The following is a 22,197-nucleotide window of genomic DNA, read 5'->3' as shown; positions in this document are numbered from 1 at the left end:
ACCCCTGCGGAGCAGGGCAAGGAAAGTGGAATCGCTGTCAGGGCGATTCGTTGTCTGCCGAGATGTCGCCGCGCCCGGCCTCAAGCCGGTGCAGGATCTCGGAGTTGAGGGACCTGCGGGCGCGCTTGGCCTCGGCGACCAGCCACGCGTGAAGGTCGGCGGGTAGGCGGAGCGTGATGCGTACTTCATGGTCCATGAAACCGAGCGTAGTGGTAAAATGGTGTCATGGCGACACTGCGGAAGGGTTCGGGAGATGCCGGGCATGTCCGGTACACCTATCGGCTTCGCATGTCGTCGACCGCTCGCACGGCGCTGCGGGCCGAGTGGGACCGGTGTCGGTGGGTGTGGAACGAGTGCGTGGCCAAGTCCCGCCAGGTACACGTACACAACCGGCAGCACCCCGAGAAGCAGACCTGCGGTCCGGCGCAACTGGACAAGATGCTGACCGAAGCCCGCGCCAAGACGCCGTGGCTTTGCGAGGGCGCCTCGGTGCCGCAGCAGCAGACCATCCGGGACTTCGCCAAGGCCCGCTCCAAGGCACTCAAGGACATCGAGAAGCGACTGCCGGTCTGGCAGCGTGCAGGCATGCCCCGGCCGAAGAAGAAGCGGGAGGCGTTGCCGACCCTGAACTACACCACCCGGGGCTTCCGGCTGAAGGACGGTCGTCTGCACTTGGCGGGCGGCATCGTTGTGACGGTGGTGTGGTCGCGGGAGTTGCCATCTGCGCCGTCCTCGGTACGGGTGTACCGGGACAGCCTCGGGCACTGGTACGCCTCGTTCGTCGTCGCCGCCGAGACGCGGCCGCTCCCCGCCACCGGTCGAGTGATCGGCGTGGACTGGGGCGTCAAGGAGACCGCCACCACCACGTCTGACGACCACGACCTTCCGCACGTCCAGCACGGGAAGACCGCGGCACAGCGCCTGGCCCGCTATCAGCGGATGATGGGCCGCCGGAAGCCCGCTCGTGGGCAGGCCGCGTCCAGGGGCTACCGCGAGGCGCGGCGGCAGGCCGCGAAGATGCACAAGAAGGTCGCCCGCCGGCGGCAGGACACCGCACGCAAGTGGGCGAAGAAGGTTGTCCGCGACCACGACGCCATCGCCGTGGAGGACTTCCGGCCGAAGTTCCTCGCCAGAACCACTATGGCCCGCAAAGCGGCCGACGCGGCGATAAGCACCACCAAGACGACCCTGATCGAGATGGGTCGCAAGCACGGGCGGGACGTCCGCCTCGTGTACCCCGCGCACACCACGATGGACTGCGCGTCGTGCGGAGCGAGAACCAAGCACGCACTTCCTCTTTCGGAACGTACCTACACCTGCACCGCGTGCGGAGTCATGTCCCCAAGGGACAAGAACTCCGCACGTGTGATGCTGGTCCGGGCTGGTCTCATCCCGGCTGGTGTTGAGGGCGTAAGACCTCCGGGAGCGCTGCTCCCGGAGGGAGCCTGAGTCAGGAATCCCCCTCCTTCAGGAGGGGGAGGACGTCAATTCTCGACCACCCGTATCGCCGCCGCCGGGCAGACCACCGCGGACTCCCGCACATCGGCGTGGAGTTCGGACGGGGGCCGCTCGTCAAGCAGCACCACGATGCCGTCCTCCTCCCGCTGGTCGAACACATCGGGCGCGATCATCACGCACTGCCCCGACGCCACACACTTGGGAACATCGACTTCCACACGCATGGTGACTCCCTTGTCCTCGCCGCTGCCTACACCGCCGCCCGCGCCGCTCATGACGTCCAGGTGACCGGCAGCTCGTAGACGCCGTAGACCAAACCGTCTTCTTTGAACGGTAGTTGGTCGATCCCGGTCGCCAGCCGCAGGGTGGGGATACGGCGGTAGAGCGTGCCGTAGACCACCTGGAGCTCCACCCGGGCGAGCGGCTGGCCCAGGCACTGGTGGATGCCGAAGCCGAACGCTATGTGGCGGCGGGCGTCGCGGCCGATGTCCAGCCGCTCGGGCTCGGGGAAGACCTCGGCGTCCCAGTTGCCGGTGCCGGTGTAGACGATGATCCCGTCCCCGGCGCGGATGGTCTCGCCGCCGATCTCGATGTCCTCCAGCGCGACCCGGCGCCTGCCGTTGTGCACGATGGTGAGATAGCGCAGCAGTTCCTCGACGGCCCTGGCGATCGCCTTCGGGTCATCGGTCTCCCGCAGGACGGCGAGCTGGTCAGGGTTCTCCAGCAGGGCGACGGTGCCAAGGGCGATCATGTTGGCGGTGGTCTCATGACCGGCGACCAGCAGCAGTACGCCCATGTTGGCGGCATCGCGCTGGGTCAGCTCACCGGCCCTGACCCGCCCGGCCAGCTCGGAGAGCATGTCGTCGGCGGGGTCGGCGAGTTTGGCGACGACCAGCCCCTCCAGATAGTCGGTCAGCGCCTCGTTGGCGCCGACCACGTCCTCGACCGAGGAGTGCCGGTTGATCAGGAGCGAGCTGTTCCGCTGGAAGAAGTCGTGGTCCTCGTACGGCACCCCGAGCAGCTTGCAGATCACCAGCGACGGCAGCGGCAGCGCGAGCGCGCGCACCAGGTCCACCGGGGTCGGCCCGGCCAGCATGGCGTCGATCAGATCGTCGGTGATCTTCTGGATCTCGGGCCGCAGCGCCTCGATCCGCTTGATCGCGAACGGTCCGGTGACCATCCGGCGGATCCGGGCGTGCTCGGGGTCGTCCATGGTGATGAAGGACCGCCGCCGCCCGGCGTTCTCGCGGAAGCCGGCGCTCGCGTGCGGAAACCCGGGCAGCGTGGCCTCGGAGCTGACCCGCGGGTCGCCGAGCAGGGCGCGCTGGTCGGCGTACCGGGTCACCAGCCACGGGGCGCTGCCGTCCCACAGCCGTACACGCGTGACCGGCCGTTCGGTGTGCAGCGCCCGGGTGGTCGGGGGCGGGTCGAAGGGGCAGCCGGCCGCCCGCGGCATCGGAAACTCCGGAAGCGGCTCTTCCGCTTCGGTCGTGGTCTCTGCCAGCGTCTCGGTCATGTCTCTCCTCGGGTGGGGTTCCGACGGGAGCGGAGCCTGAACCTTCGCGTCAGGGGAACGGGAACTTTCGCGTTACGGGGACGTGATGACCAGCGAACCCGCTCGACCTGACACCCCCCGGTCAGTTACCTGACGAATCGCTGACCGTGCCGACTGTGGGGAAGGCCACAGTGACCGTCGTGCCGCGGTCCGGTGCGCTGCGCACGCTCACCTCGCCGCCGTGCCGCTCCACCACCCGCCGCACGATGGTGAGGCCGAGGCCGCCGCCCAGCTCGACCCGGCCGTCCTCGACCCGGCCGTCCTCGGCGCGGGGGGAGGTGAGCCGGGCGATATCGCGCGGGCTCATGCCCGGCCCCTGGTCGCTGACCGACAGCTCCACACACGGCCGGCCACCGGCCCCGGCCACCGGACCGCGCACCGCCACGGTCACCGGGGACCCGGCGGGGGTGTGCCGCAGCGCGTTGCCCAGCAGATTGCGGACGGCGTGCCGCAGCATGCGGTTGTCGGCGACGACGGTCGCCCGGCCGCAGTTCTCGCGGGCGATGGGACGTTCGGGATCGAGCAGCCCCAGATCCGCCACCGCCTCGTCGGCCACGTCCCGCAGATCCACCGGCTCCGGGTCCAGCGGCCGTACCCAGGAGGAATCCGTCGGCGGAAACACCTGCTGCACCGCCTGGTGCATATGGTCGGCCTCGTCCTGGATACGGCGCAGGGCGCGCACCATCAGCTCGGGGTCGTCGCTGAGCCCTTGCAGCGGGAGTTCGGCCCAGCCGCGGATGGTGGTCAGGGAGGTGCGCAGCTCGTGCAGCAGGACCTCGAGCCGCTGCTGGCGCTCGTAGGCGTCCTCGCCGCGGGCCTGGCCGTCCTCGTGGCCTTCGCCCCTATGGCCCTCGTTCACGCGGAGGCGAGGCGGCCGAGCCAGTAGCCGAAGCCACGGCGGGTGTGGATCAGGGCGGGCCCGGTCTCGTCGACCTTGTGACGGAGGCGGGAGACCAGCTTCTCGATGGCGTTGTCCCCGTACCGCCCGTGGTCCGCGACCCACAGATGCTCGCCGATCTGCTCCTTGGACAGCACCTGCCCCGCGTTGACCAGCAGATAGCGCAGCAGCCTGAACTCGGCCGGGGTCAGCTCCAGCGCCCGCCGCCCGCGCAGCGCCTGACGGGTCGTATCGTCCAGCACCAGATCCGCGTAGCTCGGCGACGGCTCCTCGCGCCGCTGGTTCCGGGTGCGCAGCAGGGCCTGCACCCGGGCCAGCACCTCGGCGATCCGGAACGGCTTGGTGACGTAGTCGTTCCCACCGATGCCGAGGCCGGTGACCAGCGAGTCCAGCGAGTCGCGGGCGGTGAGGAAGAGCACGGGCGGATGGTTCTCGTCGGCCGCGACCAGGCGCCGGCACACCGTGAAGCCGTCCAGATCGGGCAGCATCACATCGAGGATCACCAGGTCGGGCCGGTCCCGCCCGACCCGGTCGAGCGCCTCCCCGCCGGTGGCCGCGGTGCCGACCCGGTAACCGGCCAGCTCCAGGGTGGTCGAGAGCAGTTCGGCGATTCTCGATTCATCGTCGACGACCAGGATGCGCTGCCCGTTGCCACGGGCGGGCGCCGGTTTCTCGCTGACACTCCCGTACACGCCACGACACTACGTGAACCGACCGTTCCGGGGCACGGGGGCCTTGACCGCGACCGACGAGATCCGGACAGGGCGGGGCCTCCATGACGGTTCGCGGTGTGCCGTTCCCACATCACAGCGTGAATGGGTCCTCGTCGAGCTTTTCCGCCAGGTGCTCAAGAGTGTCCGTAAGGCTTGGCGGCGCGCCGGTCAGTTTTTCGTGCTGCTTGGCGACGTGACCGATGAGGCGGAGGGTCCGTTCCGAGGAGATTCCGGGTGCGGCGGTGACCAGGGACCTGACGACGTCTTCCGCGTCGCGCCAGGCATTGACATCCAGTAGGCATTGTGCGAGCCGTGCGGATGACATACCGGCGTAGCCGGTCGCGACGCCACTCCCTGGCTGTGCGGATTGCAGTAGCCGCTCGATGGCTTTCTGTACGTCACCTGAGATCTGAAGAGTGTGACCCCAGTGGCCGTCAATTTCCCTGTGGGTCACCCACCATGACCAGTCCGGTTCGCCGACATCGTTACGGTCCTCGATGAGCGACCGGGCACGTTGAAGCGACTCGATGGCATCCGACGTACGTCCCGTGCCGACCAGTCCCTTCGCTTCACGGATGCGGAACATAGCCTCGACACGCGGGGACAGCCGTCTACGGTTGAGAACCGACCGGGCGATGGACAGCGCCTCCTGGTTCCGTCCGCACCATTCACTGTGCATCGCCATGTTTTGCAGCGTCAGCAGTGCCATGGAGCGGTCCCCCGAGAGGTTGGCGAGGAACAGCGCCTCGTGGTTGAAGCGCCGGGCGGCGCCGTGTATTTCCGCGTCGAAAAGAGCCCAGCCGGCGACTTCGGCGAGTTCCGCGGCGGCCGATTGAATGTCGCGCTCATACCGCGGCTCGTAGTCTCCGGCTCCGAGCCGCCGATGCACGACCTTGAACGCACGGCCTGCGGGCTCTGCGATGGATACTCCGCTGAGTTCGTTGTCCAGGACGACCAGCCGATGGGAGGTCTCCCGGATGGCGTGTGCGAAGTCGGCTCCACGTGCCTCGTTGAGTCTGAGTATCCGATCAGTGATGGCCGGTGATTCAGCAACTTCCGACGAAACCGTTGGGGGCGTCACTCGTGCCGCGATTTCGGCGAGTTTCCCGTTTGCCCTGAGCAACTGGTCCAATCCCGCGACGAGTTGCGTCGATGGCCGCTGCTTCCCGGAGAGCACGCGGGACAGATAGGCGTGGTCGTAGTTCAGGTGGCGGGCAACCGCCCGGACGCTCATGTCCCGGTCGCGAAGCAAGTCGCGGACTCTCTGGCTGAACTCCCCGCTGTCCATGGTGACCAGGGTACGGCTGTCACCTCGCAGTCACCACGTGGTCACCACCCGCGACCGCACATTCGCGGTTGTCTTTACGTACGTGAGGACCCCCGCGACCGTGCGACCGGCCCGGGGGCATGGCCATCGCTAACAGGAGCGACAACGTGTCGGACACTAGCCCAGCCACCCCACCCGCGAACATGCCGCCCGACGGCGACTGCGATGTGTGCGGGGCGCTGTTACGGCAGCAAGCCGAAGCAAGGCGCAACGGGGATCAAAAGTGGGCGACCATCTGTCTCGTCGAACTCCAGCGGCACCACGAGGGCCCGTTTCACGGTGGGGCGGCCCGGTGACGGGCCGCGCGATGATGACCATGCGTGTGTCACGGGGACAGCGGGAAGACCTACGGGCCGACACGCGTGGTCAAGTCCACCGAGCCCCTGAGGCCGCTGGAGACGTCGGTGTGGCCGCCATGCCAGTGCGTCCGATGTGTACCGGCGCGAGTGACCGGCCGCCAGTCGTTCTGACGGGCGGTACGAAATCGCCGGCCCCCGTGCCAAGGGCAGGGGGCCGGCGAGGGGCGCGCGGGGACTCGGCTCAGCCTTGTTTGGGGGCGGCCTGCTGGACCACCTCGAAGGACCACAGGGTGGAGCCGGAGGCGGCGGGCTTCTGCTGGGGCGCGTCTTCGCCGCCGCGCTGGTGGGCGGCCTTCATGGGGCCCTCCATCCACGCCTGGAAGTCCTCCTCGCTGCGCCAGCGCGTGTAGACGAGGTACTGGTCGGTCCCCTCGACCGGGCGCAGCAGCTCGAACCACTCGAAGCCGTCGGAGTTCTCCACGGCCCCGGCGCGGGACGCGAAGCGCTTTTCCAGCACCTCGCGCTGTTCCTCCGGCACGGTCAGGACATTGATCTTTACGACGCTGGGCACAGGACACCTCTCACGCGGCGGGCGCCTGGTCGGCGCCCTGAGCTCGACTCTCTGGGCGCAGTCTGCTACATCCGATGGTCAAAGACGCGTGAAGACGTCGGTCAGTGGCTGATGACGACCTTGCCGAAGCGGGGTCCCTTTTCGAAGTGGGCGAACGCCTCCGGCGCCTGGTCGAAGGGGAAGACGCGGTCGATGACGGGCCGGAGCCGGTTCTGGGCGATGACCTTGTTCATGCGTTCGAAGTCGCCGCGGCTGCCGACGCTGATCGATCTGAGGGTCGCGGCGCGGCGGAAGAACCGGTTCACATCCATGCCGTCGCCTGCCGCGAGATTGCCGACGAGGGCGATCTGGCCGCCGTGGGCGACGGCGTCGATGGACTGGGAGAGCGTTCCGGCGCCGCCGATCTCCACGACGCGGTCGGCACCGCCGTCGGTGAGTGCGCGTACCCGCGCGCCCCACTCGGGTGTGCTGGTGTAGTCGACGACATCGGATGCGCCGAGGGCGCTGAGGCGCCGGGCCTTGGCGTCGCTGGATGTCGTGGCCAGGACGCGGGCGCCGGCCAGGCGGGCGAGCTGTAGGGCGAAGACCGATACCCCGCCCGAGCCCTGGACCAGTAGCGCGTCCCCCGGGCCGACTCCGCTCACGGCCGACCACGCGGTGAGCGCGGCGCAGGGCAGCGTGGCGGCTTCCTCGAAGGTCAGATGGTCCGGTACGGCGACCGCGCTCTGTTCGTCGAGGGCGATGTATTCGGTGAGCCAGCCGTCGCGATGGGTGCCGCGCAGCTGCCCCCACTCGGGGAACGGGCCGTACAGCCATGTGGGATGGAAGGTGCCCGCGACACGATCTCCCACTCGGAACCGCGAGACCCCGTCCCCGACGGCCTCCACGACGCCCGCGCCGTCGGAGAGCGGGATGCGCCCCGGCGGTACGTCGACGGAGTACCTGCCGGTGACGATCAGCAGATCGCGTGCGTTGAGGGAGCTGGCTTTCACCCGTACGAGTACTTCGCCCGCCGACGGGCTCGGCACCGGGCGCTCCGCCGAGGTGATCAGGCCGCCGCCCGTTCTCACCTGGAAAGTTCGCATTTGCTGCCCTTCGTTCGTATCTCGCCTCCACGATAGGCGCGCCGGGCTGGACGATATGTATCTTGGCGTCCACTGTTTGGCGCAGATCGTCCAGGGGAGTCCAGGGGAGTGGAGATGGATCCGATCGATGACCTCCTCGCCACGATGAGGATCGAGGACGCCCGGTATGTGCGGGTGGACGCCCGTGCGCCATGGGGAATCTCGTTCCCTCCCCGGCACCTCGCCCGGCTGGTCCTGATCTCCAGTGGCTCGTGCCGGCTCGTCGCGGACACGCTCCCCGGGCCGCAGCGGCTGGAGGCGAACGACTGCTTCCTGGTCCGTGCGGGGGTGGGATTCACGCTTCAGGACGAGACGGGCGGCGAGGTGGTCGACTGCGATGGCCTGATCTCCCAAGCCCCCGGCAACGCGGCGCGGGTCGGGGGCGACGGGGAGCTGACCCGGATCGTCTCCAGCCGGTTCGCCTTCGATTCCGTGGCGGCGGAACCGCTGTTCGCGCTGCTGCCCCCGGTGTTCCGGCTGAATCTGGACAACACGTCCGGTCAACTCCTGCGCGGCACGTTCGACCTCATCGCACGGGAGAGCGCGGCGGGCGCGCTCGGCGGCGGTTTCATCATGAGCCGTCTGTCCGATGTGCTCTTCGTCCAGGCGCTACGGACCTGCTGTACGGATGTCGGCAGCGGTACCGTCGGCTGGATCGCCGCGCTGCGGGATCCACGGCTGGCGGTGGCCATGCGGGAGTTGCACGCGGATCTGGCCCATCCGTGGACGGTGGACGAACTCGCCCGTAAGGCCGGGATGTCACGCTCGGCGTTCGCCGCCCTGTTCAAGGAGAAGACCGGGGACACCCCGCTCGGCTACCTCACGTCATGGCGCATGTATCGGGTGAAGCTCCTGCTCAGGGAGACACCGCTGAGCGTCCAGGAGATCGCGGTCAGGGTCGGCTACGACACCGGCAGCGCGTTGAGCCGCGCCTTTTCGAACCGGGAAGGCGTCACGCCCGGCGCCTGGCGCGTGCGGTCGGCGCGTCCAGGACCCGCGTAGCGTGACTCAGCCGTGCAGCCTCAAGCCCCTGGTCACCTTGTCCACCTGGTTGCGCGGCCCATAGACCGCGAGGCCCACCAGGTCCAGCGCGTCGGCCTCGACGGCCCGGACCGCGGCGCGGTTGTCGTCCTCGTTGTTGGTGCCGAAGAGCTCGTGCGTGTAGAGGGCCATCGGCAGGCCGCGGGAGAGGCCGCGGGCGTGGGTTCGGCTGAGGGCGGGGGCGTCGGCGGCGTAGACGAGGACGGGCTCGCGGAACATCGGAAGGTAGGCATTGCCGGTGGCGTCCTCGTACGGCTTGCCGACGATCTCGTCCGTGGCGTGCGCCACGCCGCTGGAGAGGAAGGCGGTCACATTCAGCTTCTGCCAGTCGGCGAGGTCGGTACGGACGATGACGGCGATCTTGGTGTCGAAGCGCATGCCGCCACTCTCGTCGCTCTCCCGGGCCGCGGTCTTGAACGCTGGTGCGGGGCGATCCGCCGCGGCCCATCGGTACGGGCGACGCACGGCGCCACGGCACAGGTGATGCACGGCGTCACGGCACAGGTGACGCACGGCGCCATCGCGCAAGCGATGCGCGGGGCCACGGCACAGGCGATGCGCCGCGCACCGGCACAATGGAGGCGTGCGTACGGTCGGAGAAGAGGAGCGGGGGCGGCGGGCGGACTGGGCCCGGTACTGGCGCGATCCCGACCGGCCCGTGGAGGCCATGCACGCGCACTTTTTCAGCCATCGTTTCCATCCCCACAGCCATGACGCCTACTCCTTCGCCGTCACCGAGATCGGCGCCCAGCGCTTCCGGTGCCGGGGCGCGCTGCGTACCAGCGGGGCGGGGATGGTGATGGTCTTCAACCCCGACGATCCGCATGACGGGGAGGCGGCCGCCGAACTCGGCTACAAGTACCGGATCGTCCACATAAGTCCCGATGTGGTGAGGAACGTTCTCGCCGATGTGGCCGGTGGCACGGACGGTGGTGCGGACGGCCGGGCGGCGCTGCCGCTGTTCGAACAGCCCGTGGTCTCCGACCCCGTACTGGTCCGCGCCCTGCTGCGGCTGCACACCGCCCTGGTCGACGGCGCCGGTCCGCTGGTGCGGGACGAGCGGCTGACCGCGGCCGTCGGGGCGATGGTGCGGCGCGGGGCCACCGGGGCGCTGCGGACCCGGGAGCTTCCGGGCGGGGGCGGTGGGCAGGCGCGGGCGGCGCGGCGGGCCAGGACGCTGCTGGAGGAGGCGTACGCACAGGAGATCCCGGCGGCGCGGCTCGCGGAGGCCGCCGGATGCAGCCGCTTCGCGCTCTACCGGGCGTTCCACGCCGCGTACGGGATGGCGCCGAGCGACTTCCAGCGGCAGCTTCGGCTGCGCCGGGCGCGCGGACTGCTGGTGGCGGGCCATAGCGCGGCCGAGGCCGCGGCCCAGGCGGGGTTCGCCGATCAGAGCCACTTCCACCGGTGGTTCGTGCGGTGCTTCGGAGTGACGCCGGGAACATTTCAGCGCGCGGCGAGTCCCGATTCGCGGCGCACCCCCCAGCCCTGATGAAATTGGGCCGGACCATACGGACTCGTGCGGAGCGCAAGCACCCTGCCAAAGCCTGACATCTTTCGGACAACCCGGGACGACGGTCAGGTGAAGAGGGGGTGTTCCGCGTCTGAGTAGTGGGCTCAGTAGGGTCTCCAGAATCCGGGACAGATGAAGAGGGCGAGTGGGGGAGCGGCAGGGCGTGGCGAACGTGGAGCGGAGCGGACTGGGGAGAACCCCGGATACGGGGTCGGGCCCCGGCGCCGTCGGGGTGCGGACGTCACGGACCAGAATGGGGCTCGCGGCCCTGTGGCTCCTGGCGGGCCTGCTGGCGGTCCGTCAGGCGGCGGCGGTGCTGCGGCTGCCGCCCGAGGAGCGGCTGACCGATCTGGAGACCTGGATCGGTGAGCACGGTGTGCTGCACGTCAGCGGGTCGCTGTACGACGGGGACTCCTTCACCGGCACCCCGTTCTCCGGGCTCGTCCTCAAGCCGCTGACCCGGGCCGCCGAGCAGAGCCTCGGGGTCGCCTGGACCTTCGGCACCCTGCTGCTCGTCGTGATCCTCGGACTGGTGGTGGCCCGCGCGCTGCCCGGTCCGGTCTCCCGCCGCACCTCGCTGATCGCCGCCCCGCTGGCCATCAGCCTGCTGGTGCTGTCGCTTCCGGTGCGCAACACCTTCACCCTCGGCCAGACCAGCATCATCCCGGTGCTGCTGGTCGTCCTCACCGTGCTGCCCAGAACCTCCGGTCGGCAGGCCGGGGTACTCATCGGGGTGGCCGCGGCGCTCCAGCCCGCGCTGCTGCTGTTCGCCGTCGTGCTGTGGCTGATCGGACGGCGCCGGGCCGCGGCGCTCGCGGGCGCCACGTTCGCCACGTGCACCGCGCTCGCCTGCGCGGCCATGCCGCACGACTCATGGACGTACTGGGTGCACCACATCGGTGGCGCCGGGCTCGGCGCTCCCGCCGACAGCCTGGCCAACCAGTCGCTGCACGGGCTGCTGCTGCGCATCGGTCTCGAGGGCCCGATGGAGCTGGCGCTGCTGGCCGTGCTCGCGGTCGCGGTCGCGGTGATCGGCCTGCGGCGCGCGGTGCACTACGCCCAGGACGGACAGCTGCTGCTCGCCGCCGCCATCACCGGCAGCGTGGCGCTCGCGGTCTCGCCCACCTCCTGGCAGCACCAGCAGCTGTGGATCCTGCTGGCCGTGGTCGGCCGGGTGGGGCGGCGCGGCTCCGACCGGCTGGTGTGGCCGGTGCTGGTGGTGCTGGCGATGTCGCTCAACCGCACCGCGCTGCTGCCCGACATCGAGATCCTGGGCCATATCGGCTACAATGCGCCGCTGCTCGCCGCGCTCGCCGCCGCCTGTGTGGTGCCGTTCCTCTCCCGCACCTCGCCGCGCTGGGACGAACCCGAGCCGACGCCGATCGCCGAGCCGGCCAGGAGCCGCTTCGCCTGGGTGCCGTTGCTGCGCCTGCTCAAGCGGCCGCTGTCCCGCCCGAACCTGATGCTCGAGCTGATGCTGATCCGCGTCGGCTACTTCGCCTACTCCTGGATCCGCGGCCACGCCCCGGACGAGCGCAGTGTGGCCGAGGGGCATGGAGACCAGGTGCTCACCCTCGAGGGCTGGCTGCATATCGACATCGAGCACTGGTTCAACGCCATCGTGGCGGACACCGAGTGGCTCAAGCTCTTCATGAACTGGTACTACAGCACCTTCCACTTCCTGATTCCGCTGTCCCTGCTGGGCTGGCTGTATCTGCGCCGCCCGGCGACGTACCGCTGGGCCCGCACCCCGCTGGCCTTCGCCACACTGCTCGCCCTGGTCGGCTTCTGGCTCTACCCGCTGGCCCCGCCGCGGCTGATGGGGCTCGGGTACGTGGACACCGCGCACGGCCCGCAGGACCTGAACAACCCGGACTTCGGCGCGCTCACCAAGCTGTCCAACCAGTACGCGGCCATGCCGTCGCTGCACGTGGGGTGGTCGCTGTGGTGCGGGGTGGTCATCGCGATCGTGGCGCCGTACGTCTGGGCGAAGGTGCTCGGCATCCTGTATCCGCTGCTGACGACGGCGGTCATCGTGGGCACCGCGAACCACTATGTGCTGGACGCGATCGGCGGCGCGGCCATCGTCTCGGCCGGGTTCGGGCTTCAGTATCTGCTGCTCGGCGTGGGCAGGCGCCCGCAAGAGGAGGCGCCACCGCTGTCGGCGGCGATGGGCACCGCGGTCGCCCGGGCCCGGGAACTGGTACCGGGGCTGGTGCGGCAGCGCGGTGGAGGGCATGACGACGCCGAGCCGGCCGAGCAGGCCCGGTCCGGGGAGGGGGCCCAGTCCGCCGCGGATGAGCCCCCAAAGGGGGGTGACGCTCGCGTTGAGCGGCATGACCAGCGGGTCTAGCGTGGTGAGAAGGGGGCGCGAAGTCGGACAAGCGCGTTAAAACGGGGGGATCTGGGAATCGAGACGGGGAGCGGGGACCCCGACTGAGGAGGGATCAACGATGTCCCTGGTGAAGGCAGTAACCGCGGCGGTGGCGATGGGTGCCTCGATGGCCATTGCGACACCCGCGGTCGCCGCGCCGCCACACCCCTTCGTCTTCGTCCACGACAGGTTCCAGCCGGCCGCGCAGGCGAAGAGCGCCGGAGCGGTGACGTACGACAAGTCGCTGGTGCCGACGTCCGCGAGCGTGTTCATCGCGGAGGCGCGGGTGGGTGGCAAGGGCATGAAGAACCGCGAGGGCGCGCAGGGCCACGGCCAGTACAAGATGCACAAGGGCACGTTCGTGTTCATCAGCGTGCGTGGCCTCGCGGCCGATCACCACTTCGGGATCCATGTCCATACGAAGCCGTGTGGCACCAAGCCCGACTCGTCGGGGCCGCACTACCAGAACAAGCCGGACCCCAAGCAGCCCTCGACCAACCCGAAGTACGCCAACCCGCACAATGAGGTGTGGCTCGACGTCACCACCAAGAGCAACGGCAAGGGCTGGGCCAAGTCCTGGGTGAAGTGGAACTTCCGGTCCGGGGAGGCCCATTCCGTGGTGATCCACAAGCATGCCACGGGCACCACATCGGGTAAGGCCGGGCAGGCCGGCGCCCGGGTGGCGTGTGTGAACGTCCCGTTCAAGTAGCGGCGTTCGGACAGCCCTCTCGGTCCGGACGGCTCATAGGGTCCGGACGGTTCGGGACCGCGGGGTTCCCGGGGCGGGGCGGCGCGGCTCAGGGCGGCAGCAGCCCGCCCTCCACCGAGGCGTTCCTGATCTCCTCGTACAGCGCGCGCAGCGTCTCGCTCACGGCGACCCGTGGCAGATGCAGCCCGTCGAGCGCCTCGGCGTCCACGGGAGCGTGGCTGTCGGTGGCCATGTCGCCCCAGCCCTGGCCGGTCAGACAGCGCATCAGGGTGGGATTGAGCCGGTCCACCCCGCGCACCAGACACGCCTCGGGCGTACGGCCCTCCTCGTACTCCCGCCACAGCGCGAGCAGTTCGGCGCCCAGCGGCGCGGGGAGCGAGGCGAAGCGCGGGGGCTCACCGCCCGCGGCGCCCCGCTCCACCGCGTCCATCTCGACGAGGTCGTGCATCAGGCACAGCTTGAGCATCTTGGTGAGGTCCAGGCGCTGCCCGGCCTCGCGTTCGAACTCGGCGTGCAGTATCCAGCTCACCATCGCCAGGTGCCAGGAGTGCTCCGCGACGCTCTCCTTGCGTTCCGCGGTGGCGTTGTTGGCGCGCTCGATCTCACGGAGGCGGGCGGTGAGGGCTATGAAGTCGAAGAGTCTTCGCCGATCGCCCGCCGCGCCGTGCGGGCCGTTCATCTCGCTCATGGCGGTCAGTGTGCCCGCGCCCGGGGGGTTGTGGGACTCCTGGCGCGGCACGAACAGGCTACGTGTAGGTCACCCTCAGCTCCTTGATCCCGTTCAGCCAGGCCGAGCGCAGCCGCCGGGGCTCACCCGTGAGCCGGATGTCCGGGAGGGTGTCCGCGATGGCCTCGAAGATCAGCCGGATCTCCAGCTCCGCCAGGCTCTTGCCGAGGCAGAAGTGCGGTCCGCCACCGCCGAAGCCGAGATGGGGGTTGGGGTCGCGGGCGATGTCGAAGACCTCCGGGCGGTCGAAGACCTCGGGGTCGTTGTTGGCGGAGGAGTAGAAGACGCCGACCCGTTGGCCCGCCTCGATGCGCTGACCGCCCAGCTCGGTGTCCTGGGTGGCGGTGCGCTGGAACGACATCACGGGGGTGGCCCAGCGCACGATCTCGTCGGCGGCGGTGGCGGGGCGCTCGGCCTTGAACAGCTCCCACTGGTCGGGGTGGGTGAGGAAGGCGTGCATCCCGTGGCTGATGGCGTTGCGCGTGGTCTCGTTGCCGGCGACGGCGAGCAGCAGCACGAAGAAGCCGAACTCGTCGGAGCCCAGATTGCCCTCGTCCTCGGCGGCCACCAGCCGGCTGACGATGTCCTTGGCGGGGCACGCCTTGCGGTCGGCGGCGAGGTTCATGGAGTACGAGATCAGCTCCATGGCCGACTCGGCGCCGATCTCCTCGGTGATGGCCAGCTCCGGATCGTCGTAGGCGACCATCTTGTTGGACCAGTCGAAGATCTTGGTCCGGTCCTGCTGGGGGATGCCGATCAGCTCGGCGATCGCTTGCAGCGGCAGTTCGCAGGCGACATCGGTGACGAAGTCCCCGCTGCCGCTCTCCCTGGCCCCGGCCACGATACGGGTGGCGCGGTCGCGCAGGGCGTCCTCGAGGGCGCGGATGGCACGCGGGGTGAAACCGCGCTGGACGATCTGGCGGACCCGGGTGTGCTCGGGCGGATCCATATTGAGCATGATCAGCTTCTGGACGTCGATCTGATCGCGCTGGATGTGCTCGTTGAAGCGGATGATCGCGGTGTTGGCGTGGGAGGAGAAGATGTCCGGCCGGGTGGAGACCTCCTTGACGTCGGCATGGCGGGTAATGGCCCAGTAGCCGTCGTCGTCGAACCCGGCGATGCCGTGTGGCTGGGGGATCCAGCACACGGGGGCGGTCTGCCGCAGCCGGGCGAGCTCCGGGAGTGGCACCCGATGCTGGTGGAGGTCGGGGTCGGTGAGGTCAAAGCCTTCGGGGAGCGCTGGACAGGTCATCGGCCACTCCAGATATCTGACGGCCTATCAGAAGTGTCCGCAAGGTAGTAACGGGTTCTACAAGTAGCAAGAGAAATCGCGGCCATTGTTTCGGGGGAATGGTGGAGCCCCAGGTCCGCTCAACCCCTGCACAACCCTTGCGCCCTTGGGGCGGGCCTCAGCAGACTGAGTCGAAGAACTAGAACGCGTACTAGTTCTGGCGCGGGCGCTGCCGGGAGCCCCGCGGATGCGATGAGAGGACGAGACACCCATGGCCGCGGAACCCGTCATCGTCGAAGCCGTACGCACCCCCATCGGCAAGCGCGGAGGCGCGCTCGCCAACCTCCACCCCGCCTATCTGCTCGGCGAGACCTACCGCGAACTCCTCGCCCGTACGGGCATCCAGCCGGACTGCGTCGAGCAGATCGTCGGCGGCACGGTCACCCACGCCGGGGAGCAGTCGATGAACCCCGCGCGCACCGCCTGGCTGACCATGGGGCTGCCCTACGAGACGGCGGCGACGACGGTGGACTGTCAGTGCGGCTCCTCGCAGCAGGCCAACCACATGGTGGCCAACATGGTCGCCACCGGTGTCATCGACATCGGCATCGGCTGCGGGGTCGAGGCCATGTCGCGGGTGCCGCTGGGCAGCGGCTCCAAACACGGACCGGGCAAACCGTTCCCCGAGGAGTGGAACGTGGATCTGCCCAATCAGTTCCAGGCGGCCGAGCGGATCGCCCGCAACCGCGGCCTGACCCGGGAGAACGTGGACGCCCTCGGGCTGATCTCCCAGGAGCGGGCGGCGCGGGCCTGGGCGGAGGAGCGGTTCAAGCGCGAGACCTTCGCGGTGCAGGTGCCCACGACGGAGGAGGAGCAGACCGCCGGAGAGGGCATGTGGCGGGCCGTCGACCGGGACGAGGGGCTGCGCGACACCACCATGGAGGGGCTGGCCGGGCTCAAGCCCATCATGCCGACCGCCGTGCACACCGCGGGCAACTCCTCCCAGATCTCCGACGGCGCGTGTGCGGTGCTCTGGGCCTCCAAGCGGATGGCCCGCGCCCTCAAGCTCCGCCCCCGCGCCCGGATCGTGGCCCAGGCCCTCGTCGGCACCGATCCGCACTTCCATCTGGACGGGCCGATCGACGCCACGAAGGCGGTGCTGGGCAAGGCCGGGATGACGCTGAAGGACATCGATCTGATCGAGATCAACGAGGCGTTCGCCTCGGTGGTGCTGTCCTGGGCGCGGGTCTTCGAGCAGGACCTGGCGAAGGTGAACGTCAACGGCGGCGCGATCGCGCTGGGGCACCCCGTGGGGGCCACGGGGGCACGCCTGATCACCACCGCGCTGCATGAACTGGAGCGCGCGGACAAGGAATTCGCGCTGATCACCATGTGCGCGGGCGGTGCGCTGGCCACGGGCACGATCATTCAGCGGCTCTAGGGTCTGGATCATTCAGACCAGTTCGGGCTGAGGTTCCGGCCGCGGCGCCGGTGCGGCCTTCGGTTCCCACAGTCTGGTGGTCCGTACATAGCCGTGGATCACCGAGGCCATCGCCAGCAGGAGAAGCGGTCCGAACAGCCACGGGTATGCGGCCATCTCCCTCGGCAGATAGCGATAAGCCACCAGAAGCGCGGCGAAGACCGTCGCGCCATGTGCGACCAATTGGATTCCCGCCCGGTCCCAGCCGTGCGCGAACGAGCGCAGCGCCGCCTCGACCGTGAGCGCGAACACCACACCGGCGATGAGATCCACGCCGTAGTGGTAACCGAATCCCAGCGTCGCGCCGAGCGTGGCGATCAGCCAGAACGTGCCCGCGAAGCGCAGAATTCGGGGGCCTCTGCGGGAGTGAAGGAAGATCGTGGTGGCCCATGCCGTGTGCAGACTGGGCATGCAGTTGCGCGGGGTGATCTCGTCGAACGGCATCGGATGCGGGGCAATGAGCGCCGGCGCCGTCTCCGGCCATACGTTGGCCACCGCCCAGTGCCCGCCGTCGGCGCCGTAGGCGAAGACCGGTCCGACCACGGGGAAGATCATGTAGATGGCCGGGCCGAGGAGGCCGATCGCCAGGAAGGTGCGCACCAGATGGTGGGCCGGGAAGCGGCGCTCGGCCGCCACGTTGCGCAGCTGGTAGAGCGCGACGACGACCGCGGCCACCGCGAGCTGTATGTAGACGTAGTCGAGAACATGGGCGCCGATCGGGCCGGTGGCCCTGACGAGACGGCCCACCACCCACGATGGATTGCCCAGTGCGTGATCGGCGGTCGCCACGTACTGGTCGAGCACCGCCGGGCGGGTCTTGGACGTGATGAGCAGCCAGGTATCACCCGTCTTGCGACCGGCCACCAGCAACAGGGCCAGCCCGACGCCCTTCAGCAGCAGGGCGCGCTCCCGGCCGGTGCGGCGGGTGACGGCGATGACCGCATAGCCCAGAAGCACCCACAGCGCACCGTTGCCGAAGGGGTGGCCGTCGGTCACCTTTACGTCGGCCGCCCACCGTGTCAGTACGAACGCGATGTCGATGCCGACCGCGACACCGAATGCGATGAAACGTTCCCGCCAGGTGAGCACCACCATCATCAACGCCATACCGGCGTAGAGGAGGAAGCCCGATTTGGGGGGAAATATCACCTCGCGCGCCTGGTTGGTGATCGGCCCCGGCAGACCATAGCGACGGGACGCGATCTCCAGCGCGATGAGGAATCCAAGGGTCGCCACACCCGCCGTGGCCCACAGCATCGCCCGTGGTTGACGCCATGCGGTGAACCTTGTTCTGTGCTTTATTCGCGAAATCACCCGCGATGATATGGGTATCAATTGTTTGGCCGATTTGCTTGGTGTTGGATATGTGGGTCACTTTTTGCACCGGATAGCGAGGCTTTCCGGTGAAAGGCGGGCGATGGGGGCGCTCGTCGTGAGGCCGATCATGTTATCTGAGCGGTGCGGGTGGGGTGGTTTCTCTGGTTGGGGGGCGGTGGCCAGGAGACTCTTATGGTGTCCGGTCCGGTGGGCGGTGGGCGGTGGGCGTTCAGGGGCTCAGGCCGAACTACCGCCGTCGGCTTGGCGGAACGGGGCCGGGTCCTGGGCGGCGGCCGGAGCTTTGAATGTGACCGGGGTCTCGAAAGTGATGGGGTCCTCGAAGGCGACTTTGGCTTCGAGGGCCGGGTCCTCGAACGCGACCGGGGCTTCGAAGGCGATCGGGGCCTCGAAGGCCGCGCGGCGGGTGGCGCGGCGCAGGGCCTTGAGGATGGCGCCGCCGAGTGTGAGCGTGAGGACCATCGTGACCACGGCGCGTGGCAGGTCCCAGCCCAGCGAGGTGGCCAGGCAGTACGCCACGAAGCGGGCGAGGTTCTCGTCGAGCGGATCGCCCGGGACGTAGGAGATCCCCGAGGCCATGCCCTGCATCAGGGTCCAGCCCTGGAGGTTCATGACCGTTCCGTAGGCCACGGACGCCACCGCCCCGTACCCGGCGAGCAGCAGCGTCTCCGCCCGGCCGCGCAGCCGGGCGGCGCCCGGCAGCAGCCCCGCGCCCATCGCCACCCAGCCCATGGCCAGCATCTGGAACGGCATCCACGGCCCCACCCCGCCGGTGAGCAGTGCGGACGCGAACATCGACACGGCGCCGAGGACAAAGCCGAAACCGGGGCCCAGCACCCGCCCCGACAGCACCATCAGAAAGAACATCGGCTCGATCCCGGCCGTCCCCGCGCCCAGCGGCCGCAGGGCCGCCCCCGCCGCCGCCAGCACCCCGAGCATCGCGACGGCCTTGGCGTCCAGACCGGTGTCCGCGATGGTCGCCACGACCACGGCCAGCAGCAGCGGAAGCAGCGCGGCGAACAGCCAGGGGGCGTCGGCGGCGTGGGTGGTGATCCCGGAGTCGCCCGGTGCGAAGAGCGGCCAGCCGAAGGCGACGGCACCGACGGCGGATACGAGCGCGAGCGCCGCCACCGAGCGCGGGCCGAGACGCACAGCACGGATGCGGCCACGGCCGCCGGGCGCCGTTGAGGTCGGTTTGCGTTGTGTCCGGGGTGGTGCGCCTTGTGTCTGGGGTGGTTCGGTCTGTGCCTGGTGCGGCTCGCCCTCGGCCCGGTGTGGCTCGCTTTGCGTTCGGCGCGGCTCGTTCTCCGTTCGGCGTGGCTCGTTGCTCAGGGGGCGCCCGGTCACGGGGCTCCCTCCAGCGCCTCGCGTACTTGCGGCACGGTCAGCCATGGCAGTGGCGCCAGGACCTTGGCCACCTGTGGGGCGAAGGCGGGGGAGGACACCACCACCTCGGCCGTGGGCCCGTCCGCGACCACCTCGCCCTCGGCCAGGATGACGACACGATGGGCGATCTCGGCCGCCAGCTCCACATCGTGGGTGGCCAGCACGATCGCATGGCCGTCCGCCGCCAGCCCACGCACCACCTCCACCAGGCGCGCCTTCGCCGCGTAGTCGAGCCCGCGCGTCGGCTCGTCGAGCAGCAGCAGCGGCGGGCGCGCGGTGAGGATGACGGACAGGGCCAGCGCCAGCCGCTGTCCCTCCGACAGATCGCGCGGATGCGAGGTGTCCGCCACCTCCGCCACTTCCGGCAGCAGTCGGCCGACCAGCTCACGGCAGGTACCGGGCGCCGCGCCCGCGTCCTGGTCGGCCGCCGCGCATTCGGCGGCGACCGTGTCCGCGTAGAGCAGATCGCGCGGCTCCTGAGGCACGAGGCCCACCTGGCGCAGCAGTTCGGCGGGGCGGGTGCGGTGCGGTACGACCCGGCTCGGGCCGACCCGTACCGACCCGGAGGCCGGTTCGTGCAGTCCGACCAGGCTCGCCAGCAGTGTGGACTTGCCCGCCCCGTTGCGTCCCATCAGCGCCACCGTCTCGCCCGGCCGCACCGACAGCTCCACCCCGCGCAGGGCTTCCACTCGGCCGTGGCGGACCGAAAGCCGCGCGACCTCGGCCACCGGCTCGCCCGGCGGCGGATCGGCCACCGGCCGCGGGGCGAGCCGCGCGAGCCGTTCCCGCAGCGTGCCCGCCTTACGGCGTGCGTCCCGTATTGACAACGGCACCGGCGACGGCCACCCCGCCAGCCCGCTCAGCGCCACCACGGGCGGCTGGACGGGCGACACCGGCAGCAGCTCGGCCGGTGCGCCGGTCAGCGGGGCGGCGCCGGGGGAGGGCAGCAGGATCATCTGGTCCGCGTACTGCGCCACCCGCTCCAGGCGGTGCTCGGCCATCAGCACGGTGGTGCCCAGGTCGTGCACCAGCCGCTGGAGGACCGCCAGCACCTCCTCGGCCGCGGCCGGGTCGAGCGCGGAGGTCGGCTCGTCCAGGACCAGGACGCGGGGGTGGGTGGTGAGCACCGAACCGATCGCCACGCGCTGCCGCTGCCCGCCCGAGAGCGTGGCGATGGGGCGGTCCCGCAGCTCGGCGAGGCCCAGCAGGTCAAGCGTCTCCTCGACCCGGCGGCGCATGGTGTCCGGGGCGATGCCGAGGGACTCCATGCCGTAGGCCAGCTCGTCCTCGACGGTGTCGGTGACGAAGTGCGCGAGCGGATCCTGGCCCACGGTGCCGACGACGTCGGCCAGTTCACGCGGCTTGTGGGTACGGGTGTCCCGGCCCGCGACGGTGACGCGGCCGCGCAGGGTGCCGCCGGTGAAATGCGGTACGAGACCGGAGACGGCGCCCAGGAGTGTCGACTTGCCGACCCCGGACGGCCCGACCAGCAGACACAGCTCCCCCTCGGGAACGGTCAGGTCCACCCCTGCCAGGGCGGGGCGCGCCGCCCCGTCGTAGTGGACCGACACCTGCTCGAACCGGATCACTGCGTGGCCTCCTCGGGCCCCGCCTCGGCTCGCGCGCTCCCGCGCTCGCCACCGGGCGAGGTGTGTGCGGTGGGGTGGTTGTCGGGGGCATCCGCCGGACGCGAGTCGGATGACGCACCGGAGCCCGGGCCGCACAGCCCGCCCCGCCCTCGGGCGGGTCGGGCGGGGGCTTCGTCCGCCGGAAGCGGTTTGCGGGACGTGGTCGGCTGCGGGTCGGGGTGCGGTTTCGTCGTCGTGTCGCCGGGCTGCGGGTGGGGCGCGGTGGCGGGGCGGGTGCTGTGGGCGGCGTCCGTGTCCGGGCGGGCGCCGGGGGCCGGACCCCGGTGCGCGTTGGTGGCTGTGTTCGGGTGTGGTTCCGTCGTTGTGCTGTTGGGCTGCGGGTGTGGTTCGGCGGCGGGCGGGGTGCTTGGCTCCGGGCGGCGCCGGTTCCGCACCTGGAGCGGTCCGGCGGGGGCTTCGTCCGCCGGAAGCGGTTCGCGGGACGTGGCCGGTTGCCGGTCGGGGTGCGGTTTCGTCGTCGTGTTGCCGGGCCGTGGGTGTGGGTCGGGGGCCGGTTGCTCCGGGCGGCGTTGGTTGCGCACTGCCCGGGCCGGAGCGGCGGGGAGCTCGTTCGGCGGAGGTGGTTCGTGGGTCGGTGCCGGAGGCGAAAGCGGGGCCGGGGCCGCGAGGGACGGGAGGAGGCCCAGCAGGACTCCCGCCGCCGGCCACAACGGCAGGGTCGGGGCCGTGAGGGGGACGACGGACGGCTGGAGGGCCTGCGGGGCGGCGGTCGCGGCCCAGATCATCAGGGCCGCGACCATCCAGGTACCGGTGATCGGGGCGCCCCGCTCCTGTTCGGAGCCGGACGACGGCTGGTCGATGAGGGGC

The 22,197-nt window shown here is 70.1% G+C and carries 19 protein-coding genes and 2 pseudogenes; 6 read left to right on the top strand and 15 right to left on the bottom strand.

The genetic code is table 11. The annotated features are described in order from the left end of the window. Positions 1–37: 37 nt before the first annotated feature. The gene (locus AB0E24_RS14450) at positions 38–196 is read right to left on the bottom strand and encodes an Arc family DNA-binding protein (protein ID WP_107471709.1); all 159 of its coding nucleotides are present in this window, start codon (positions 194–196) and stop codon (positions 38–40) included. Between the two features lie 29 nt (positions 197–225). On the opposite strand from AB0E24_RS14450, the gene AB0E24_RS14445 reads away from it, so the two are divergent. Further along, positions 226–1,449, top strand: coding sequence for an RNA-guided endonuclease InsQ/TnpB family protein (locus AB0E24_RS14445; RefSeq protein WP_079257425.1), 1,224 nt, complete (start codon positions 226–228; stop codon positions 1,447–1,449). Positions 1,450–1,484: 35 nt separating this feature from the next. On the opposite strand, the gene AB0E24_RS14440 is transcribed toward AB0E24_RS14445, so the two are convergent. The 7 genes from AB0E24_RS14440 to AB0E24_RS14410 all read right to left on the bottom strand — a co-directional run bounded on the left by AB0E24_RS14440 (position 1,485) and on the right by AB0E24_RS14410 (position 7,906). Further along, positions 1,485–1,682, bottom strand: a complete 198-nt coding sequence (locus tag AB0E24_RS14440; protein ID WP_347213682.1) for a ferredoxin — start codon at positions 1,680–1,682, stop codon at positions 1,485–1,487. Positions 1,683–1,729: 47 nt separating this feature from the next. Continuing rightward, on the bottom strand, positions 1,730–2,974 hold the full coding sequence (locus AB0E24_RS14435; RefSeq protein ID WP_347213683.1) for a cytochrome P450: 1,245 nt from the start codon (positions 2,972–2,974) through the stop codon (positions 1,730–1,732). Positions 2,975–3,095: 121 nt separating this feature from the next. Then, positions 3,096–3,872, bottom strand: a complete 777-nt coding sequence (locus AB0E24_RS14430; RefSeq protein ID WP_359377090.1) for a sensor histidine kinase — start codon at positions 3,870–3,872, stop codon at positions 3,096–3,098. Further along, entirely contained in the window at positions 3,869–4,603 is a 735-nt protein-coding gene (locus tag AB0E24_RS14425) for a response regulator transcription factor (RefSeq protein WP_069869166.1), read from the bottom strand. The genes AB0E24_RS14430 and AB0E24_RS14425 overlap by 4 nt, the downstream gene beginning before the upstream one ends. Positions 4,604–4,715: 112 nt before the next feature. Beyond that, positions 4,716–5,912: a helix-turn-helix domain-containing protein gene (locus AB0E24_RS14420; RefSeq protein WP_359377087.1), complete on the bottom strand. Its 1,197-nt coding sequence runs from the start codon at positions 5,910–5,912 to the stop codon at positions 4,716–4,718. A gap of 579 nt (positions 5,913–6,491) precedes the next feature. Beyond that, entirely contained in the window at positions 6,492–6,821 is a 330-nt protein-coding gene (locus tag AB0E24_RS14415) for an antibiotic biosynthesis monooxygenase family protein (RefSeq protein ID WP_069869168.1), read from the bottom strand. Positions 6,822–6,922: 101 nt separating this feature from the next. Continuing rightward, on the bottom strand, positions 6,923–7,906 hold the full coding sequence (locus tag AB0E24_RS14410; protein ID WP_359377084.1) for a zinc-dependent alcohol dehydrogenase family protein: 984 nt from the start codon (positions 7,904–7,906) through the stop codon (positions 6,923–6,925). 114 nt (positions 7,907–8,020) lie between these two features. On the opposite strand from AB0E24_RS14410, the gene AB0E24_RS14405 reads away from it, so the two are divergent. Next, on the top strand, positions 8,021–8,947 hold the full coding sequence (locus tag AB0E24_RS14405; protein WP_359377081.1) for an AraC family transcriptional regulator: 927 nt from the start codon (positions 8,021–8,023) through the stop codon (positions 8,945–8,947). 6 nt (positions 8,948–8,953) lie between these two features. Here the strand turns inward: AB0E24_RS14405 and AB0E24_RS14400 are convergent, their stop codons facing one another. Next, on the bottom strand, positions 8,954–9,364 hold the full coding sequence (locus AB0E24_RS14400; protein ID WP_100807390.1) for a PTH2-like family protein: 411 nt from the start codon (positions 9,362–9,364) through the stop codon (positions 8,954–8,956). Positions 9,365–9,653: 289 nt separating this feature from the next. Here AB0E24_RS14400 and AB0E24_RS14395 point away from each other — a divergent pair, with 289 nt between their 5' ends. The 3 genes from AB0E24_RS14395 to AB0E24_RS14385 all read left to right on the top strand — a co-directional run bounded on the left by AB0E24_RS14395 (position 9,654) and on the right by AB0E24_RS14385 (position 13,582). Then, the gene (locus AB0E24_RS14395; RefSeq protein WP_359377580.1) at positions 9,654–10,478 is read left to right on the top strand and encodes an AraC family transcriptional regulator; all 825 of its coding nucleotides are present in this window, start codon (positions 9,654–9,656) and stop codon (positions 10,476–10,478) included. 274 nt (positions 10,479–10,752) lie between these two features. After that, the gene (locus AB0E24_RS14390) at positions 10,753–12,852 is read left to right on the top strand and encodes a bifunctional glycosyltransferase 87/phosphatase PAP2 family protein (protein ID WP_359377577.1); all 2,100 of its coding nucleotides are present in this window, start codon (positions 10,753–10,755) and stop codon (positions 12,850–12,852) included. 100 nt (positions 12,853–12,952) lie between these two features. Further along, a complete protein-coding gene (locus AB0E24_RS14385) occupies positions 12,953–13,582 on the top strand; it encodes a superoxide dismutase family protein (protein ID WP_102934423.1) in 630 nt (209 codons plus the stop codon). A gap of 88 nt (positions 13,583–13,670) precedes the next feature. Here AB0E24_RS14385 and AB0E24_RS14380 read toward each other — a convergent pair whose 3' ends face one another. Both AB0E24_RS14380 and AB0E24_RS14375 read right to left on the bottom strand, forming a co-directional pair. Continuing rightward, a complete protein-coding gene (locus AB0E24_RS14380) occupies positions 13,671–14,270 on the bottom strand; it encodes an HD domain-containing protein (RefSeq protein WP_079260431.1) in 600 nt (199 codons plus the stop codon). 58 nt (positions 14,271–14,328) lie between these two features. After that, positions 14,329–15,561 carry a cytochrome P450 gene (locus AB0E24_RS14375; protein ID WP_079257418.1) on the bottom strand — a complete coding sequence of 411 codons (1,233 nt, stop codon included), beginning with the start codon at positions 15,559–15,561 and terminating at the stop codon, positions 14,329–14,331. 250 nt (positions 15,562–15,811) lie between these two features. Here AB0E24_RS14375 and AB0E24_RS14370 point away from each other — a divergent pair, with 250 nt between their 5' ends. Then, a complete protein-coding gene (locus AB0E24_RS14370; protein WP_069869174.1) occupies positions 15,812–16,981 on the top strand; it encodes a steroid 3-ketoacyl-CoA thiolase in 1,170 nt (389 codons plus the stop codon). Between the two features lie 12 nt (positions 16,982–16,993). Here the strand turns inward: AB0E24_RS14370 and AB0E24_RS14365 are convergent, their stop codons facing one another. From AB0E24_RS14365 to AB0E24_RS14350, 4 genes and pseudogenes are all read right to left on the bottom strand, one after another. Beyond that, positions 16,994–18,277 carry a phosphatase PAP2 family protein gene (locus tag AB0E24_RS14365; RefSeq protein WP_206332192.1) on the bottom strand — a complete coding sequence of 428 codons (1,284 nt, stop codon included), beginning with the start codon at positions 18,275–18,277 and terminating at the stop codon, positions 16,994–16,996. A 441-nt stretch (positions 18,278–18,718) separates the two neighbouring features. Beyond that, positions 18,719–19,516: pseudogene (locus AB0E24_RS14360) on the bottom strand (ECF transporter S component); the annotation flags it as partial. A 182-nt stretch (positions 19,517–19,698) separates the two neighbouring features. Continuing rightward, positions 19,699–21,330, bottom strand: coding sequence for an ABC transporter ATP-binding protein (locus tag AB0E24_RS14355; RefSeq protein WP_359377074.1), 1,632 nt, complete (start codon positions 21,328–21,330; stop codon positions 19,699–19,701). Further along, positions 21,327–22,197: pseudogene (locus AB0E24_RS14350) on the bottom strand (hypothetical protein); the annotation flags it as partial. The pseudogene AB0E24_RS14350 and the gene AB0E24_RS14355, both read right to left, overlap by 4 nt.

It is taken from the genome of Streptomyces malaysiensis subsp. malaysiensis (assembly GCF_040653035.1).
In the GTDB taxonomy this organism is placed as follows: domain Bacteria; phylum Actinomycetota; class Actinomycetes; order Streptomycetales; family Streptomycetaceae; genus Streptomyces; species Streptomyces malaysiensis.
The sequence above is the reverse complement of the archived record's forward strand: the minus strand, read 5'-3'. Positions and strand labels throughout refer to the sequence as shown.